This is a genomic window from Streptomyces sp. NPDC043952 (assembly GCF_056435325.1).
Genome location: NZ_JBWKES010000009.1, coordinates 118503 through 135673, shown reverse-complemented (window position 1 = coordinate 135673; position 17171 = coordinate 118503). Strand labels below are relative to the sequence as shown.

Annotated in this window: 15 protein-coding genes; 7 read left to right on the top strand and 8 right to left on the bottom strand. The window is 71.6% G+C overall.

Annotated features, from left to right (window positions below):
* Nucleotides 1–39: 39 nt before the first annotated feature.
* From alaS to AC069R_RS13470, 3 genes are read right to left on the bottom strand one after another with little or no spacing between them, the layout of a single operon-like run.
* Complete coding sequence (alaS, locus tag AC069R_RS13480) at nucleotides 40–2712, bottom strand: alanine--tRNA ligase (RefSeq protein WP_478766974.1); 2673 nt, start codon at nucleotides 2710–2712, stop codon at nucleotides 40–42.
* The gene (locus AC069R_RS13475) at nucleotides 2712–3068 is read right to left on the bottom strand and encodes a hypothetical protein (RefSeq protein ID WP_397986906.1); all 357 of its coding nucleotides are present in this window, start codon (nucleotides 3066–3068) and stop codon (nucleotides 2712–2714) included. The genes alaS and AC069R_RS13475 overlap by 1 nt, the downstream gene beginning before the upstream one ends.
* Nucleotides 3069–3077: 9 nt before the next feature.
* Entirely contained in the window at nucleotides 3078–3524 is a 447-nt protein-coding gene (locus AC069R_RS13470; protein WP_478767076.1) for a DUF948 domain-containing protein, read from the bottom strand.
* Between the two features lie 161 nt (nucleotides 3525–3685).
* Here AC069R_RS13470 and AC069R_RS13465 point away from each other — a divergent pair, with 161 nt between their 5' ends.
* Nucleotides 3686–5815 (top strand): ATP-binding protein, encoded by a 2130-nt coding sequence (locus AC069R_RS13465; protein ID WP_478766973.1) that lies wholly within the window; start codon nucleotides 3686–3688, stop codon nucleotides 5813–5815.
* 155 nt (nucleotides 5816–5970) lie between these two features.
* Here the strand turns inward: AC069R_RS13465 and rpsD are convergent, their stop codons facing one another.
* From rpsD to AC069R_RS13450, 3 genes are all read right to left on the bottom strand, one after another.
* Nucleotides 5971–6585, bottom strand: a complete 615-nt coding sequence (gene rpsD, locus AC069R_RS13460) for a 30S ribosomal protein S4 (protein ID WP_366668402.1) — start codon at nucleotides 6583–6585, stop codon at nucleotides 5971–5973.
* Between the two features lie 301 nt (nucleotides 6586–6886).
* The gene (locus AC069R_RS13455) at nucleotides 6887–8242 is read right to left on the bottom strand and encodes a replication-associated recombination protein A (RefSeq protein ID WP_478766972.1); all 1356 of its coding nucleotides are present in this window, start codon (nucleotides 8240–8242) and stop codon (nucleotides 6887–6889) included.
* A gap of 80 nt (nucleotides 8243–8322) precedes the next feature.
* Nucleotides 8323–8976: a vitamin K epoxide reductase family protein gene (locus AC069R_RS13450; RefSeq protein WP_478766971.1), complete on the bottom strand. Its 654-nt coding sequence runs from the start codon at nucleotides 8974–8976 to the stop codon at nucleotides 8323–8325.
* Between the two features lie 146 nt (nucleotides 8977–9122).
* On the opposite strand from AC069R_RS13450, the gene AC069R_RS13445 reads away from it, so the two are divergent.
* From AC069R_RS13445 to AC069R_RS13430, 4 genes are read left to right on the top strand one after another with little or no spacing between them, the layout of a single operon-like run.
* Nucleotides 9123–9989, top strand: a complete 867-nt coding sequence (locus AC069R_RS13445) for an ABC transporter ATP-binding protein (RefSeq protein ID WP_478766970.1) — start codon at nucleotides 9123–9125, stop codon at nucleotides 9987–9989.
* Nucleotides 9986–10834 carry an ABC transporter permease gene (locus tag AC069R_RS13440; protein ID WP_478766969.1) on the top strand — a complete coding sequence of 283 codons (849 nt, stop codon included), beginning with the start codon at nucleotides 9986–9988 and terminating at the stop codon, nucleotides 10832–10834. The genes AC069R_RS13445 and AC069R_RS13440 overlap by 4 nt, the downstream gene beginning before the upstream one ends.
* Nucleotides 10831–12060: a sensor histidine kinase gene (locus AC069R_RS13435; RefSeq protein ID WP_478766968.1), complete on the top strand. Its 1230-nt coding sequence runs from the start codon at nucleotides 10831–10833 to the stop codon at nucleotides 12058–12060. Before AC069R_RS13440 ends, AC069R_RS13435 begins: the two co-directional genes overlap by 4 nt.
* Entirely contained in the window at nucleotides 12057–12683 is a 627-nt protein-coding gene (locus AC069R_RS13430; protein WP_478766967.1) for a response regulator, read from the top strand. The genes AC069R_RS13435 and AC069R_RS13430 overlap by 4 nt, the downstream gene beginning before the upstream one ends.
* A 50-nt stretch (nucleotides 12684–12733) precedes the next feature.
* Here AC069R_RS13430 and hisS read toward each other — a convergent pair whose 3' ends face one another.
* Nucleotides 12734–13996, bottom strand: a complete 1263-nt coding sequence (hisS, locus tag AC069R_RS13425; RefSeq protein WP_397986902.1) for a histidine--tRNA ligase — start codon at nucleotides 13994–13996, stop codon at nucleotides 12734–12736.
* 13 nt (nucleotides 13997–14009) lie between these two features.
* Nucleotides 14010–14717, bottom strand: a complete 708-nt coding sequence (locus AC069R_RS13420) for an MBL fold metallo-hydrolase (RefSeq protein ID WP_478766966.1) — start codon at nucleotides 14715–14717, stop codon at nucleotides 14010–14012.
* A gap of 181 nt (nucleotides 14718–14898) precedes the next feature.
* Here AC069R_RS13420 and AC069R_RS13415 point away from each other — a divergent pair, with 181 nt between their 5' ends.
* The gene (locus AC069R_RS13415; protein ID WP_478766965.1) at nucleotides 14899–15723 is read left to right on the top strand and encodes a peptidylprolyl isomerase; all 825 of its coding nucleotides are present in this window, start codon (nucleotides 14899–14901) and stop codon (nucleotides 15721–15723) included.
* Between the two features lie 144 nt (nucleotides 15724–15867).
* Nucleotides 15868–17097 (top strand): DUF349 domain-containing protein, encoded by a 1230-nt coding sequence (locus tag AC069R_RS13410; RefSeq protein WP_478766964.1) that lies wholly within the window; start codon nucleotides 15868–15870, stop codon nucleotides 17095–17097.
* Nucleotides 17098–17171 lie beyond the last annotated feature (74 nt).

Here is a 17171-nt window from a genome sequence, read left to right as displayed (position 1 = left end):
TTTCCTTACTCGGCTATCACTTGGCGGTCTCGGCCGCTGTCACTTGGCGGTCTCGGCGACAAGGCGCTCGACGGCCTCGACGGCCTCGCCGACGGCGGCCGGGTTCTGACCGCCGCCCTGGGCCACGTCCGGCTTGCCGCCACCGCCGCCGCCGAGGGTCTTGGCGGCCGTGCGCACCAGGTCACCGGCCTTCAGACCACGCTCGCGGGCGGCCTCGTTGGTGGCGATGACCGTCAGCGGCTTGCCGTTGTTCACCGTGAACAGGGCGACCACGGCGGGCCGGCCGCCCTGGATACGGCCGCGCACGTCGAGGACCAGCTTGCGCAGGTCGTCCGGCGTGGTGCCGTCCGGCACCTGCCCGGTGACCAGGGCGATGCCCCGCACGTCCTTGGCCGAGTCGGCGAGACCGCCGGCGGCCTGGAGCACCTTCTCGGCGCGGAACTTCTCGATCTCCTTCTCGGCGTCCTTCAGCTTGCCGAGCATCGCGGAGACCTTCTCCGGCAGCTCCTCGGAGCGGCCCTTGAGCAGTTCGGTCAGCTGGTTGACGACTGTGTGCTCACGGGCGAGGAAGTTGTAGGCGTCCACGCCGACCAGGGCCTCGATACGGCGCACACCGGAGCCGATGGAGGACTCGCCGAGCAGCTTCACCAGGCCCAGCTGGGCGGTGTTGTGCACATGGGTGCCGCCGCACAGCTCCTTGGAGAAGTCGCCGATGGTCACCACCCGGACCCGCTCGCCGTACTTCTCGCCGAACTCGGCGATGGCACCCTGCTTCTTGGCCTCGTCGATGCCCATGACCTCGGCGTGCACGTCGAGATCGCGGGCGAGGACCTCGTTGATCTTCTGCTCGACGTCGGTCATCACGGCCGTCGGCACGGCGGACGGCGAGCCGAAGTCGAAGCGGAAGCGGCCGGGCTGGTTCTCGGAACCGGCCTGGGCGGCCGTCGGGCCGAGGGCGTCGCGCAGGGCCTGGTGGGTGAGGTGGGTGGCCGAGTGGGCGCGGGCGATGGCCTTGCGGCGGCGGTTGTCGATGGCGGCGTGGGCCTTGGCGCCGACCGTCACCTCGCCGACCTGGACGACGCCCTTGTGCACATAGACACCCGGAACCGGCTTCTGGCAGTCGCGGATCTCGATCACGGCACCGGAGTCGACCCTGATCCGGCCGGTGTCGCCGATCTGGCCGCCGCCCTCGGCGTAGAACGGGGTGCGGTCCAGGACGACCTCGACCTCGTCGCCCTCGGAGGCGGCCGGGGAGGAGACGCCGTCGACCAGCAGGCCCACGATGGTGGACTCGCCCTCGGTGTCGGTGTAGCCGATGAAGTCGGTGGCACCGGCGCTGTCGGCGATCTCACGGTAGGCGCCGAGGTCGGCGTGGCCGGTCTTCTTGGCCTGGGCGTCGGCCTTGGCGCGCTCCCGCTGCTCCTTCATCAGGCGGCGGAAGCCCTCCTCGTCCACGGACAGGCCCTGCTCGGCGGCCATCTCCAGGGTGAGGTCGATCGGGAAGCCCCAGGTGTCGTGGAGCAGGAAGGCCTTCTCACCGGACAGCACGCGGCCACCGGACTGCTTGGTCTCGGTGACGGCGGTGTCCAGGATGTTGGTGCCGGCCTTCAGCGTCTTCAGGAAGGCGTTCTCCTCGGCGAGGGCGACCTTCTCGATGCGCTCGCGGTCGGTGATCAGCTCCGGGTACTGCTGGCCCATCATGGCGATCACGGTGTCGATCAGGTCCTTGACGACCGGACCCGTGGCGCCGAGGAGCCGCATGTTGCGGATGGCGCGGCGCATGATGCGGCGCAGCACGTAGCCGCGGCCCTCGTTGCCCGGAGTGACGCCGTCGCCGATGAGCATCACGGAGGTGCGCATGTGGTCGGTGACCACGCGCAGGGAGACGTCCGAGTCGTGGGCGTCGCCGTAGCGGACGCCGGTCAGCTCGGTGGCCTTCTCGATGACGGCCATCGAGGTGTCGATCTCGTACATGTTCTGCACGCCCTGCAGGATCATGGCGAGACGTTCGAGGCCGAGGCCGGTGTCGATGTTCTTGCTGGGCAGGTCGCCGAGGATCTCGAAGTCGTCCTTGCCGGTGCCCTCGCCCCGCTCGTACTGCATGAAGACGAGGTTCCAGATCTCCACGTACCGCTCGTCGTTGACGGCCGGGCCGCCCTCGGCGCCGAACTCGGGGCCGCGGTCGTAGTTGATCTCGGAGCAGGGTCCGCAGGGGCCGGGGACCCCCATGGACCAGAAGTTGTCCTTCTTGCCCAGGCGCTGGATGCGCTCCTTGGGCACGCCGACGACCTCGTGCCAGATCTGCTCGGCCTCGTCGTCGTCCTGGTAGACGGTGATCCACAGGCGCTCGGGGTCGAGGCCGTAACCGCCCTTGTCCCGGTCGCTGGTGAGCAGCTCCCAGGCGTACTTGATGGCGCCTTCCTTGAAGTAGTCGCCGAAGGAGAAGTTGCCGCACATCTGGAAGAACGTGCCGTGGCGGGTGGTCTTGCCGACCTCTTCGATGTCGGGGGTGCGCACGCACTTCTGCACGCTGGTGGCGCGCTGGAAGGGCGGCTTGACCTCACCCAGGAAGTAGGGCTTGAAGGGCACCATGCCGGCGGGGACGAGGAGCAGAGTCGGGTCGTCCGCGATGAGCGACGCCGAAGGGACGACGGTGTGCCCGCGCTCCTCGAAGAAGCTCAGCCAGCGGCGGCGAATCTCGGCCGACTCCATCAGTGGTCCTCATTCCGGTTGTACGAGTGCATCGGGGATTCGATGTACTTCGGGTTGGTGCGGTTGGTGTTCGGGGCGTACTCGATGGCGGTGAGCCGCCGGGGGGCCGGGAGCGCGTCGCCCTGGATGCCGAGGGCCTCCTGGAGCTCGTCCTCCCGCTGGGCCATGTTGTCGCGGACGTCGAGCGCGAAGCCGACCGCGCGGTCCTTCAGGCGCTGCCCGGTCTCCAGGGCCTTGTTGGCCGCGGTGGCGGCCAGGCTCTCGGGAGTCAGCTGCCTCAGCTTGCGGTTGACCTTGGTGGTGGCCCAGACGCCGGCGGCGACACCGGTGGTGAACCAGAAGGTACGACGGAACATGGCTCGCTCTCAGTCCCTCTTCCCGCGGAGGTTGCGCTTGCGTCGTGCGGCGGGGACCGTGCGGCCCACGATCACGGTACGCCGGTCCGATGTCCCGGCCACGTCCTCCTCCTTGCGGCCGCCGAGCGCCCTGCGGACGCCGTAGCCGAAGGCCGCGACCTTGACCAGCGGGCCGCCGAAGGTGGAGGCGACGGTGGTGGACAGGGCGGAGGCGTTGGAGGTGACCTCCTGGACGTCGCTGGCGATCGCGTCGACCCGGTCGATCTGGGTCTGCGCGGAGCGCACCGCCCGGGAGGCGTCCGCGAGCAGCGGGACGGCCTGGTCGGTCACGTCCGCCACGAGCTTGGTGGTCGCCTTGAGCGTCTGGGCCACCCTCGCGAGAGCCACCGCGAGGAAGGAGACCAGGATCGCCCAGAAGACGGCCACCAGGATTCCGGCCACCTCGCCACCGGACACTGTGCGCACCCGCTCCCTGAAACGTGCCTGAGCATCGGAAAAGTCGTGTCCCGAGCCTATCGCGCCGGGGCGGACGCTCCGTACCGGATTACCGGCGGAAACGGTGGAGTTACAGGAAGCGATTGTACGGAATGAACACGGTTCAGTACGCTCCGTGTCCCATGCGAGGTCCTCAGTGCCCAGAATCTTTCGCCGATGGCGAGCCGCCCTTTGAACTGACCGGATTCGTCGGACGGACGGCGCAGGCGGCGGAGCTCGCCGCGGCGCTGCGGTCGGCCCGCCTGGTGACGGTGACCGGGGCCGGCGGAGTGGGCAAGTCCCGGCTGGCCGCGCGCGTCGCCGCCGGCTGGGAGACCGCCTACGGCTGGGTGGAGCTGGCGTCCGTGCACGACGGGGAGTCCGTGGAGTACGCGGTGGCGGAGGCCCTCGGGCTGACCGACCACACCACCCGGCCGCCGCGCGAGACCGTGCCGGAGCAACTGGCCGGGCGCCCGCTGCTGCTGGTCCTCGACGGGTTCGAGCATCTGGTGGCGGCCACCGCCGAGCTGGTCGCGCACCTGCTGCGCAAGCTGCCCGAACTGCGGGTGCTGGCGGTGGGCCGGCGCCCGCTGGGCCTCGCGGGCGAGCGGCTGTTCCCGCTGGCGCCGCTCGGCGCTGACGAGGCGGCCGAGCTGCTCGTCGAGCGGGCCGGGGAGCACGGGATCACGGTGTCCGACGGCCCCGAGGTGCGGGAGCTGTGCCGCCGGCTGGACGGCATCCCGCTGGCGCTGGAGCTGGCGGCGGCGCGGCTGCGGGCCCTGTCCCCCGCGCAGTTGCTGGACCGCCTCGACGACCGGTTCCGGCTGCTGACCGGCGGCGGGCGCGGTGTGCTGCCCCGGCACCGGACGCTGCGCACGGCGATCGGCTGGAGCCATGAGCTGTGCACCGGGCCCGAGCGGCTGCTGTGGGCGCGGCTGACGGTGTTCGCGGGGAGCTTCGACCTGGAGGCGGTCGAATACGTGTGCAGCGGGGACGGGCTCCCCGAGGCGGACATCCTGGACGTGCTCTCGGAGCTGCTGGCCCAGTCGGTGATCGCCCGCGAGGAGACCGGGGCGGGTGTGCGCTACCGGATGCTGGACTCCGTGCGGGCCTACGGCGCCGGCTGGCTGGAGGCGACCGGGGACGCGGCGCGGCTGCGGCGGCGGCACCGGGACTGGTACCTGGGCCTGGCGACCTGGTGCGAGCTGGAGTGGTTCTCGCCCCGGCAGCGGGAGGTGGCCGCGCGGGTGGCGGTGGAGCTGCCCAGCCTGCGGGCCGCGCTGGAGTTCTGCCTCACCGAGCCCGCGGAGGCGCATCTGGGGCAGTACCTGGCGGGGTCGCTGTGGTTCTGCTGGGTGGGCTGCGGGCGGCTGGCGGAGGGGCGGCGCTGGCTGGAGCGGAGCCTGGCGCTGGAGTCGGGTTACGAGCGGTCCCGGCTGAAGGCGCTGTGGGTGCTCGGCTATGTGGCGGTGCTCCAGGGCGACAGCGGGCCGGCGCTCCGGGTGCTGCGCGGGTGCCGGGAGCGGGCGCGGCGGTCGGGGGACGCGCTGGCGCTGGCGTACGCGGAGCACCGCACCGGCTGTCTGGCGCTGGTCACGGACGATCTGCCGCGTGCAGAAACGCTGCTGCGCTCGGCGCTGGCGCGCTACCGGGAGCTGGGCGAGCTGAACAGCAATGTGCTGATGGGGCGGGTCGAGCTGGCGATGGCGCGGGCCTTCCAGGGGGATCTGCCGGAGGCGGTGGGGCTGTGCGAGGACGTGCGCCGGGTGTGTGAGGAGCACGGGGAGCGCTGGGCGCGGTCGTACGCGCTGTACGTCCTGGCGTACGCGGCCTGGCGGGAGGGCGCCCCGGCGCGGGCGCGGGAGCTGCTGACCGAGTGCCTGGGCCACGCGCACGCCTTCGACGATCTGCTCGGCTCGGTCCTGGCCCTGGAACTGCTCGCGCTGGTGACGGCGACCGAGGGCGATCACGCCGAGGCGGCCGTCCTCCAGGGCGCGGCCGCCCGGCTGTGGCCCTCGGTGGGGCTGCCCCTGTTCGGTTCGGCGCACTACAACGCGCCGCACGCGCAGTGCGAGTCGGCCGCCCGCGGCGCGCTCGGCGATGCCCGGTACGAGGAGTGCGTCCGGCGCGGGGGGCGTCTGGACCGGGAGGCGGCGGTGCGCCGGGCGCTGGGCGCGCCGGGGGTACGGGCCGCAGTGCCGGCTCCGCGCGGGGCGGAGCGGCGGGACGCGGTGCGGACGGGCGGGGGGCGCGAGGCGGGGAAGGACCGGTAGGTCCGGCAGGGGGCGCGAACGGTCCGGTGGGGGTGTGCGCGGCGCGGCCTGGTCGCGTCGCGCGTCGCGCGGGCCCGGAAACGCGGACCCGCCGCCCCCTGCCCTCGCGGGCGGGAGACGGCGGGCCGGAGTGCGGTGCTGCGCCGGGGCTGGGATCAGCGGGCGTAGTACTCGACGACGAGCTGCTCGTCGCAGATCACCGGGATCTCCTTGCGGTTCGGCTCGCGGTCCAGGCGGAACGCCAGGGCCTTGAGGTTCACCTGGAGGTAGCGCGGGGTCTCGCCGTCCGCGGCGAAGCCACCCTCACGGGCGATCTGGAACAGCGTCTTGTCCTTGGAGCGGTCGCGGACCTGCACGACGTCGTCCGGACGGACACGGAAGGACGGCTTGTCGACCTTCTGGCCGTTGACCTGGATGTGGCCGTGGACGACCATCTGGCGGGCCTGGTAGATCGTGCGGGCCAGGCCCGAACGCAGGACCAGCGCGTCGAGGCGGCGCTCCAGCTCGATGATCAGGGCCTCACCGGTCTTGCCCTGAACCTTGGAGGCACGCTCGTAGGCGCGGACGAGCTGGCGCTCGGACACGTCGTACTGCGCGCGCAGGCGCTGCTTCTCCAGCAGACGGACCTTGTAGTCCGAGTTCTGCTTGCGGCCGCGGCCGTGCTCACCCGGCGGGTAGGGGCGGGCCTCGAAGTACTTGACGGCCTTCGGGGTCAGCGCGATACCGAGGGCACGCGACTTCTTGACCTTGGGGCGGGACTGGTTCGCCACTGTCTCAATCTCGTTTCGTAGTGTTCGGCTTGCCAGATGTTTCGGGAGGTCGCATCCGCAGCCGGGAAGACCCGCCGGTCCTGGGACCCGCTGGGCAGCCGCTTCCCTGGTCTGGGCACATACGTGCAGCACGCGAGTGGCCCACCGACCGCTCCGGGGCTCCGGGTGGTGGTGGGCTGCCCGCGACACCGTTCGACGGTGCGCGACGCTCCTGGAGTCCGTCCCGGAGGACGGGGTCTCCGGCCCGCTGTCCCGCTCTGACGGCACGGGACTGGGCGCTTCGCAGCAGTCTACAGGCTGCTCAGGACCGCCTGCGACCGAGGTGCTTGCGGGTCCAGTCGACCGCGTCCGCGTAGCGCGCCTCGGCGCCGTGCCGGGTCGGGGCGTAGTACTCGCGGTCCTTGATCGCGTCCGGGGCGTACTGCTGCTCGGCGATGCCCTCGGGCAGGTCGTGCGGATACACGTACCCCTGCGCGTGGCCGAGTTTGGCGGCGCCCTTGTAGTGGCCGTCGCGCAGATGCGGCGGGACGGCGCCGGCCAGGCCCTTGCGGACGTCCTCCAGGGCGGCGCCTATCGCGGTCGTCGCGGAGTTGGACTTGGGGGCGAGCGCGAGGGCGATGGTGGCGTGGCTGAGGGTGAGGGCCGCCTCGGGGAAGCCGATCATGGCGACGGCCTGGGCGGCGGCGACCGCGATGGGCAGCGCGTTCGGGTCGGCCAGGCCGATGTCCTCGCTGGCGGAGATCATCAGCCGCCGGGCGATGAACCGGGGGTCCTCGCCGGCCTCGATCATGCGGGCGAGGTAGTGCAGGGCGGCGTCCACGTCGGAGCCGCGGATGGACTTGATGAGGGCGCTGGCGACGTCGTAGTGCTGGTCGCCGTCGCGGTCGTACTTCACCGCCGCCCGGTCCACGGTCTGCTCCAGCGTGGCCAGGGAGATCTCGCTCTCGCCTTGGTCGAGGGCGGCGCCGGCGGCGGCCTCCAGGGCGGTCAGGGCGCGCCGGGCGTCGCCGCCCGCGATACGCAGCAAGTGCTCCTCGGTGTCCTCGGGGAGGGTGACCGCGCCCTTCAGGCCGCGCTCGGCGGTCAGGGCGCGGCGGAGCAGGCCGCGGATGTCGTCGTCGGTGAGGGGTTCGAGGGTGAGCAGCAGGGAGCGGGACAGCAGCGGGGAGATCACGGAGAAGTAGGGGTTCTCGGTGGTGGCCGCGATCAGGGTCACCCAGCGGTTCTCGACCGCGGGGAGCAGGGAATCCTGCTGGGCCTTGCTGAAGCGGTGGATCTCGTCCAGGAAGAGGACGGTCTCGGTGCCGAAGCCGCCGGTGGCGCGGCGGGCGCCGTCGATGACCGCGCGCACCTCCTTGACGCCCGCGGTGATCGCGGACAGCTCCACGAAGCGCTTGTTGGTGGCCTTGGAGACCACGTACGCGAGGGTGGTCTTGCCGGTGCCGGGAGGGCCCCACAGGATCACCGAGGACGGTCCGGCGGGGCCGCCGGAGCCCTCGCCGACCAGGCGGCGCAGCGGTGAGCCGGGCCTGAGCAGGTGCTGCTGGCCCACGACCTCGTCCAGGGTGCGCGGGCGCATGCGCACCGCCAGGGGACTGGCCGCCGGGTCCTTCTCCTGGCGTTCCTCGGCTGCGGCGGTGAAGAGGTCGGGTTCCACGCTGAAACCCTAAGACACGGCACTGACAATGCGGCCCGGCCCCTTGCCGGGACCGGGCCGAAGGCGGTGGGCGGGCCGGGTCAGGCCCAGAGGGCGCTGCCCCAGCGGGTCAGGATCAGCATGGCGATGATGCCGCAGTGGGTGACCGGCAGCACCCAGGTGAACTCGCCGAACAAGGAGCGCAGCCAGCGCGGGGCGGGCAGGAAGGCGTTGCGGACGTTGAACGAGGTGACGTACCAGAACATGGTGATCGTGGCGACCCAGGCCAGCGAGCACCACAGGCACAGCGCGTTGATCCGGTACAGGGACTGGAACTGGAGCCAGGTGACGAAGCAGACGCCGAAGAGGCAGCCGAAGTTGAAGGTCAGCCAGTACCAGCGCGGGAAGCGGGCGTGGGCCAGCAGGCTCATGCCGACGCAGATCACGATGCCGTAGCAGACGAGACCGAGCATCGGGTTGGGGAAGCCGAAGGCGGCGGCCTGCTTGCTCTCCATCACGCTGCCGCAGGAGACCACCGGGTTCATGCTGCAACCGGGGGTGAAGGTCTTGCCCGCGACCTTGTACTCGAGGATCTTGAACTTGTCGAGCGTGATCACCCAGGCGGCCAGCAGTCCGGCCGCGCCGGTGATGACCAGAAGCAGGGCGAAGGCGCGGCTGCCGCCCACCGAGCGGCCGTCGGCGGTGCGGTCGGGACCGGACACCGCGGAGACGTCGTTGACTGTCGTCTTGCTCATCACGCCGATTCCGTCACTTGAGAGTTGGACCATCTTCGGGCACCGGCCATTGTGCCGCACCCCTGTGTGTGTCCACCGTTCGATGGACATAAGGAAGTCCGCCCGGTGGTCACGGACCGCACGGTTTTGGCCGGAACATCAAGGCCATGACAGCACACGCGAACGAATTCGCGGTGAACGTACGGGGGCTGCGCAAGCAGTACGGGGACGTGACCGCGGTGGACGGCCTGGATCTCGGCATCCGGCGCGGCGAGGTGTTCGGCCTGCTCGGACCCAATGGCGCGGGCAAGAGCACCACGGTGGAGATCCTCCAGGGCAACCGGTCACGGGACGCGGGCGAGGTCTCGGTGCTCGGCGCGGATCCGGCGAAGGGCGGCCGCGCCTGGCGGTCACGGGTCGGCATCGTCTGGCAGGACGAATCGGCACCCGCGGAGTTGACGGTCGCCGAGACCGTACGGCACTTCGCCCGCTACTACCCGCGCCCCCGCGACCCCGAAGAGGTCATCCGCCTGGTCGGCCTGGAGGCGAAGAGGCACAGCCGGGTCAAGGGCCTGTCCGGCGGCCAGCGCCGCCGCCTCGACGTGGCGCTCGGCGTGATCGGCGGCCCCGAGCTGCTGCTCCTGGACGAGCCCACCACCGGCTTCGACCCGGCCGCCCGGCGCCGGTTCTGGGACCTGATCCGGCTGCTCGCCGACGAGGGCACCACGATCCTGCTGACCACCCACTACCTGGAGGAGGCCGAGCACCTGGCCCACCGGCTGGCGGTGGTCGCCCGTGGCCGGACGGTCGCCGAGGGCACCCCGGCCGAATTGCGCGAACGGTACGGCTCCGACGCCACCGTCACCTGGACCGACACCGACGGCACACCGCGCGCGGAACGCACCGCCACCCCCACCAGGACCGTCGCCGCCCTGACGCACCGCTTCGACGGCGAGATCCCCGGCCTGACCGTCACCCGCCCCACCCTGGAGGACGTCTACCTCCGGCTGACCGGCCAGGAGGCCGCCCGATGAGCACGACGACGGCCGCACCACCGGCCACCCGCGACACGGCCGGCGCCCTGCCCGGCGCCTGGCGGACCGGGCTGCTGCGCGGCGGCCTGGAGATCCGGCAGTTCTTCCGGCTGCGCGAGCAGGTGGTGTTCACCTTCGCCTTCCCGGTGGTCCTCCTGTTCCTGTTCGCGTCGATCTTCCACGCGCGGGTCGGCCACTCCGGGGTCACCGCCTCCCAGCTCTACGTCCCCGCGATGACCGCCTCCGGCATCATGTCGACCAGCTTCCAGTCGCTCGGCATCTCCATCGCCGTCGAACGCGACGAGAAGGTGCTGCGCCGGCTGCGCGGCACCCCGATGCCACCGGCCGCCTACTTCCTGGGCAAGCTCTGGATGGTTCTGTTCACCGGCCTGCTGGAGACCGCGCTCCTGCTCACCGTCGGGGTGCTCTGCTACGGCGTCCATCTGCCCGCCGACCCCGGGCGCTGGCTGAACCTCTGCTGGATCTTCGTGCTCGGCCTCACCGCCTGCGCCCTGCTCGGCATCGCGATCAGCTCCGTGCCGAAGTCGGCGAAAAGCGCCGGCTCCGTCGTCGTGCTGCCCTTCCTGGTGCTCCAGTTCGTCTCCGGGGTCTACATCTCCGTGGACGCCATCCCGCATTGGCTGCTCGACATCGGCGCCCTGTTCCCGCTGAAGTGGATGTGCCAGGGGCTGCGCGGGGTGTTCCTGCCCGACTCGGCCAGGGTCCTGGAGCAGGCGGGGAGCTGGGAGTTCGGGCGGATCGCGCTGGTGCTGGCCGCGTGGTGTGCCGGAGGATTGGCGCTGTGTCTGCTGACCTTCCGGTGGAAGAACCGGCGCGACGGATGACCGGCGCACGGGCCGCGCGGCCCACGGCCGGGGACACGCACGCCTGGGACCGCACGATCCGGTTCTGGGACGCGTACTTCGCCGTGGCCTGGGCGGGCACGCTCGCCTTCGTGCTCGACGCGCCGGGCCCGGCCGCGCCGGTCCGGGCCGTCGCCGCGGGACTGCTGGTGCCGCTCGTGCCCTGGTATCTGGCGGTGGGCAGGCGGCTGTTGCAGCAGGACCCGCCCGACGAGCGGCGCGCGCTGTGCTACCTGGCCGGGGCCATCGCCCTGTTCCTGCCGGCCGCCGTCCTGGTCGACCAGTCCCGGCTGATGGCCTACGCGCTGGTCCCGCAGTGCTTCATGGCGCTGCGGATGCGCTGGGCCCTGGTCAGCGTGACCGTCGTCAACCTGGTGCCGGTCTCCGGCTGGGCGCTGCTGTGGCGGCCGGCCTGGCCGGACCTGTTCGCCAACGCCCTGTTCGCCGTCGTCACCCTGGCCTTCTCGCTGGTGATCGGCGGCTGGATCATGCGGATCATCGAGCAGAGCGCCGAACGGGCCGGGCTGATCGCCGAGTTGGAGGCGAGCCGGCACGAGATCTCCCGGCTGTCCGTCGCCCACGGCGCCCTCGCCGAGCGCGAACGGCTGGCACGGGAGATCCACGACACCCTCGCCCAGGGCTTCACCAGCCTGCTGATGCTGGTCCAGGCCGTGGACGCGGAACTCGACGGCGACCCCGCGCAGGTCCGCCGCCATCTCGCGCTGATGGAGGACACGGCCCGCCGCAACCTCGCCGAGGCCCGCGCCCTGGTCGCCGGTGGCGCCCCCGCCGATCTGGCCGGGGCCAGCCTCCCGGACGCCCTGGAACGCCTCGCCGTCCGGCACGCGGCGGCCCTTGAGGTGACCGGCCCGGTGCGGCCTCTCTCCCCCGGCATCGAGGTCGTGGCCCTGCGCGCCTGCCAGGAAGCGCTCACCAATGCCCGTAAGCACGCCGGGAGTTCGGCCACCGTCGAGGTACGGCTCGACTACGCCGACGTGACCCTCACCCTCCTCGTCCGCGACGACGGCCGGGGCTTCGACCCCGCCGCCGCGCTGGGCGGATACGGTCTGGCGGGGCTGCGGGCCCGCGCCGCCGAGGTGGGCGGCACCGCGACGGCGCGCAGCGCCCCCGGCGCCGGTACGACCGTGAGCGTACGACTGCCCGTGCCCGCCGGGGTGGCATCCACCGTGAGGAGTGAGACCGCGTGATCCGGATCGTCCTGGCCGACGACCATCCTGTCGTACGGGAGGGACTGCGCGCGATGCTCAGCGCGGAGCCCGACCTCGACGTGGTCGGGGACGCGGCGAGCGGGCCCGCGGCGGAGGCGCTGGCAGCCGCACTGCGGCCGGACATCGTGCTGATGGACCTGCGGATGCCGGGCGGCGACGGGGTCGACTCCATCGTGCGGCTGACAGCGGCAGGACTGCCGTGCCGGGTGATCGTGCTCACCACGTACGAGACGGACCGGGACATCCTGCGGGCCGTGGAGGCGGGCGCGGCCGGCTATCTGCTCAAGGATCTCCCCCGCCGCGAACTCGCCGACGCGGTACGGGCCGCCGCGCGCGGCGAGACGATCCTCGCCCCCTCCGTCGCCGCCCGGCTGGTCGACCAGTTGCGCAGCAAGCCGGAACGCCCCCGGCTGTCCGACCGCGAGAGGGCGGTCCTGGCCCTGGTCGCCGACGGCTGCACCAACGCCGAGATCGGACGGCGGCTGTACATCGGCGAGTCGACGGTGAAGACGCATCTGCTGCGGATCTTCGGCAAGCTGGGCGTGACGGACCGGACGGCGGCGGTCACGAGCGCGCTGCGGCACGGGCTGCTGGAGCAGTGAAGCAGGGCGCCGGGGATGCCCCCGGCGCCCTGCACGCCGGCTGTCGGCCGCTAGCCGAGCCGCGACTCCAGTTCCGCCACGATCTCGTTGACGCCGATCGCGGTCTGCTCGCCGGACTCCATGTCCTTGAGCTGGACGACGCCCTCGGCCAGGTCGCGCTCGCCGGCGACGAGGGTGTAGCGGGCGCCCGAGCGGTTGGCGTTCTTCATCGCGCCCTTGAGCCCCTTGCCGCCGAACGCGAAGTCCGCCGCGATGCCCACCTTGCGCAGCTCGGTGACCTTGGCGAACAGCACGCGGCGGGCCTCCTCGCCGAGCGGGACGGCGTACACCGAGGTGGTGGACGGGAGGTCCAGCCGCACGCCCTCGGCCTCCAGCGCGAGGACCGTGCGGTCGACGCCGAGGGCCCAGCCGACGGAGGGCAGCGCGGGACCGCCGATCATCTCGGACAGGCCGTCGTACCGGCCGCCGCCGCCCACCGCGGACTGCGAGCCGAGTCCGTCGTGCACGAACTCGAAGGTGGTGCGCGTGTAGTAGTCCAGGCCGCGGACCAGCTTCGGGTCGTCCTCGAAGGCCACGCCGGCCGCCGTGATCAGCTCGCGGACCTCCTCGTGGTACGCCTTGCAGGCGTCGCACAGGTAGTCGCGCAGCAGCGGGGCGCCGGTGAGCTGCTTCTGCACCGACTCGCGCTTGTCGTCCAGGACGCGCAGCGGGTTGATCTCGGCGCGCCGCAGCGTGTCCTCGTCGAGGTCGAGGCCGCGCAGGAAGTCCTGGAGCGCGGCCCGGTACACCGGCCGGCACTCCTTGTCGCCCAGGCTGTTGAGCAGGATGCGGAAATTCCGCAGGCCCAGCGAGCGGTACGCCTGGTCGGCCAGGATGATCAGCTCGGCGTCCAGCGCCGGGTCCTCCGCGCCGATCGCCTCGGCGCCGACCTGGGAGAAGTGGCGGTAACGGCCCTTCTGCGGGCGCTCGTAGCGGTAGTACGAGCCGGAGTACCAGAGCTTGACCGGGAGGTTGCCGGTCTTGTGCAGGTTGGCCTCCAGGGCCGCGCGCAGCACGGAGGCCGTGCCCTCGGGGCGCAGGGCGAGCTTGTCGCCGCCCTTGGTCTCGAAGGCGTACATCTCCTTGGTGACGATGTCGGTGGACTCGCCCACACCGCGCGCGAACAGCTCGACGTTCTCGAAGCCGGGGGTCTCGATGTAGCCGTAGCCGGAGCCGCGCAGCGGGGCGGCGATCGCCTCGCGGACCGCCAGGTACGTCGCGGAGTCCGGCGGGATCAGGTCGTAGGTGCCCTTGGGGGCCTGGAAGGTGCTCACGGAAGCTCTCTCGTCACATTCCTCGTCGGGGAGCCGCGGGGGCTCCCTGGCCGGCGGCCACTTCCCGCAGATAGGGGTTGGTGGCGCGCTCGCGGCCGATGGTCGTCTGGGGGCCGTGGCCGGACAGGACCACGGTGGAGTCGTCGAGCGGCAGGCACACGCGTGCCAGCGACCCGAGCATGTCCGCCATGGAGCCGCCCGGCAGGTCGGTGCGTCCGATGGAGCCGGCGAACAGCAGATCCCCGGAGAAGAACACCGACGGTACGTCGGCGCTCTCGGGCATCCGGAAGGTCACCGACCCCTTGGTATGGCCCGGCGCGTGCGCGACGGAGAACTCCAGGCCGGCCAGGTCCAGCTTCGCCCCGTCGGCCAGCTCCCGGACGTCGTCGGGCTCGCCCACGGTCAGCTCGCCCATGAGGGGCATGCCGATGGAGCGGCCGAGCGCCTTCTCCGGGTCGCTCATCATGTAGCGGTCCGCGGGGTGGATCCAGGCGGGCACGTCATGGGCGCCGCACACGGGGACGACCGAGGCCACATGGTCGATGTGGCCATGGGTGAGGACGACGGCGACGGGCTTGAGCCGATGCTTCCTCAGCGCTTCCTCGACTCCCTCGGCGGCCTGGTGGCCGGGGTCGATGATCACGCACTCCTCACCGGCGGCGGGGGCGACGAGATAGCAGTTCGTCCCCCAGGCCCCGGCGGGGAACCCGGCAATCAGCACGATCGTCCTTCGTTTCATCGGTCGGCAGGCGGTGACAAGGCGGCCTCGGCCGCACTCAGAGCCTACCGGCGCTGCCGTTTCCTCAGCGAACCCATATACGGTACGGGGCTACACGCAGTGGTCGGCCCACGAGGACGCACGCGTACCGCTCGACACACGACACGCATGAGGAGAAAACCCGGTGGTCAGCCAGGAGCAGCGGCGGCGTCAGCTCGCCCGGGAGAAGTTCTTGCGGCAGCAGCAGCGACGCACCGAGTCACGGCGCAAGGCCCGCGTGCGCAACTCCGCGATCGCGTCGGTAGTGGGCGTGGTCGTGATCGGCAGTGTGGTGCTCTACACGACCCATGCGCTGAGCGGCGACGGCAAGAAGACCGACGCCGGTGCCAAGACGACGCCGAGCGCGTCCACCAAGCCGAGCAAGGCGCCGGACCCGTGCCAGAAGCCGGCGGCGGGCTCGGTGAAGAAGCTCAGCTGGAAGAAGGAGCCGGCGATGACGATCGACACGTCGGCGAAGTACACGATGAACCTCGCCACGACGTGCGGTGACATCCCGATCACGCTGAAGACGTCGGCCGCCCCGCACACGGTCAACTCCTTCGACTTCCTCGCGGGCAAGGGCTTCTTCGACCACACCAAGTGCCACCGCCTGACCACGCAGGGCATCTACGTGCTCCAGTGCGGCGACCCGCAGGGCACCGGCATGGGCGGTCCCGGCTACACGCTGCCGGACGAGAACCTGAAGGACGCCAGCCTGAAGAAGAACACCTACCCGGCGGGCACGGTGGCGATGGCCAACACCGGCCAGAAGCACACCGGCGGCAGCCAGTTCTTCCTGGTCTACAAGGACAGCCCGCTGCCGCCCCAGTACACGCCGTTCGGCACGATCTCCGCGTCCGGCATGAAGGTGCTGAACAAGATCGCGGCGGCGGGCGAGAGCACCGGGCAGGGTGACGGTGCCCCGAACGCGACCGTTGTGATCAACAAGGCGACGGTCACCAAGTCCTGAGGCCGGCCAGGGCCGTCGGCGCAATTTCGGTCGCGCTGGATGCGGACAGGGAACCCGCTGGTCGCCTATGTTGGCCGTGACGAAACTGTGGTGGATGTCCGGGGGCGCTGAGGCACCCCGCAGGCATCATGTGGAGGAGGCGCTGTGAGCAGCGACCCGTGGGGCCGCGTCGACGAGACGGGGACCGTGTACGTGCGTACGGCCGACGGCGAGCAGGTCGTCGGATCCTGGGCGGCCGGCTCCCCTGAGGAGGCGCTGGCCTACTTCGAGCGCAAGTACGAGGGCCTGGTTGTCGAGATCGGCCTCCTCGAGAAGCGAGTGCGGACCACCGACCTGTCGGCGAAGGACGCCCAGGCCGCCATCGACCATCTGCGCGAGCAGGTGGACGCGCACCACGCGGTCGGCGATCTGGACGCGCTGCGTGGCCGCCTCGACAAGCTCGTGGAGACGGTCGAGGCGCGCCGCGAGGAGCGCAAGGTCCAGCGGGCCAAGCAGTCCGACGAGGCCCGCAAGGCCAAGGAGGACCTGGTCGCCGAGGCGGAGCGGCTGGCGCAGTCCGACCAGTGGCGGGCCGCGGGTGAGCGGCTGCGGGCGCTGGTGGACACCTGGAAGGGGCTGCCGCGTCTGGACCGCAAGTCCGACGACGAGCTGTGGCACCGCTTCTCGCACGCCCGGTCGGCGTTCTCCAAGCGCCGCAAGGCGCACTTCGCGCAGCTGGACGCGCAGCGCGAGGACGCCCGCCGGATCAAGGAGCGGCTGGTCGCCGAGGCCGAGTCGCTGTCCGGGTCCACGGACTGGGGTCCGACGGCGGCCCGCTACCGCGATCTGATGGCGGAGTGGAAGGCCGCGGGGCGTGCCCAGCGCGAGCACGAGGACGACCTGTGGAACCGCTTCCGCGGCGCCCAGGACGTGTTCTTCGCCGCCCGCAGCTCGGTGTTCGCCGAGCGGGACGCGGAGCAGGCGGAGAACCTGAAGCTCAAGGAGGAGCTGGCCGAGGAGGCCGAGAAGCTGCTGCCGATCGGCGATCTGAAGGCCGCGCGTGCCGCCTTCCGTTCGATCAACGAGCGCTGGGAGGCCATCGGTCACGTCCCGCGGGACGCGCGCCCGAAGGTCGAGGGCCGGATGCACGCGGTCGAGCGGGCGATCCAGGAGGCCGAGGAGGCCGAGTGGCGCCGGACGAACCCGGAGGCGCGGGCGCGCGCCGAGGGTCTGACCGGCCAGCTCCAGGCCGCCGTGGACAAGCTCCGGGGGCAGATCGAGCAGGCCCGCGCCCAGGGCAACAACGCGAAGGCCGACAAGCTCCAGAAGGAGCTGGAGGGCCGCCAGGCACTTCTGGACCAGGCTCTGAAGGGCCTCCAGGAGTTCGGCGGCTGATTCCCCCGTTGCCGGTGTGAAAGGGCCCCGTACGCGCGTACGGGGCCCTTTCCGGGTTTACGGCGCGGTGGCCG

Coding starts and splice junctions, on each gene's coding strand:
- alaS (WP_478766974.1), bottom strand. CDS start 2,712: ATGGAGTCGGCCGAGATTCGCCGCCGCTGGCTGAGCTTCTTCGAGGAG.
- AC069R_RS13475 (WP_397986906.1), bottom strand. CDS start 3,068: ATGTTCCGTCGTACCTTCTGGTTCACCACCGGTGTCGCCGCCGGCGTC.
- AC069R_RS13465 (WP_478766973.1), top strand. CDS start 3,686: ATGCGAGGTCCTCAGTGCCCAGAATCTTTCGCCGATGGCGAGCCGCCC.
- AC069R_RS13450 (WP_478766971.1), bottom strand. CDS start 8,976: ATGAGCAAGACGACAGTCAACGACGTCTCCGCGGTGTCCGGTCCCGAC.
- AC069R_RS13445 (WP_478766970.1), top strand. CDS start 9,123: ATGACAGCACACGCGAACGAATTCGCGGTGAACGTACGGGGGCTGCGC.
- AC069R_RS13440 (WP_478766969.1), top strand. CDS start 9,986: ATGAGCACGACGACGGCCGCACCACCGGCCACCCGCGACACGGCCGGC.
- AC069R_RS13435 (WP_478766968.1), top strand. CDS start 10,831: ATGACCGGCGCACGGGCCGCGCGGCCCACGGCCGGGGACACGCACGCC.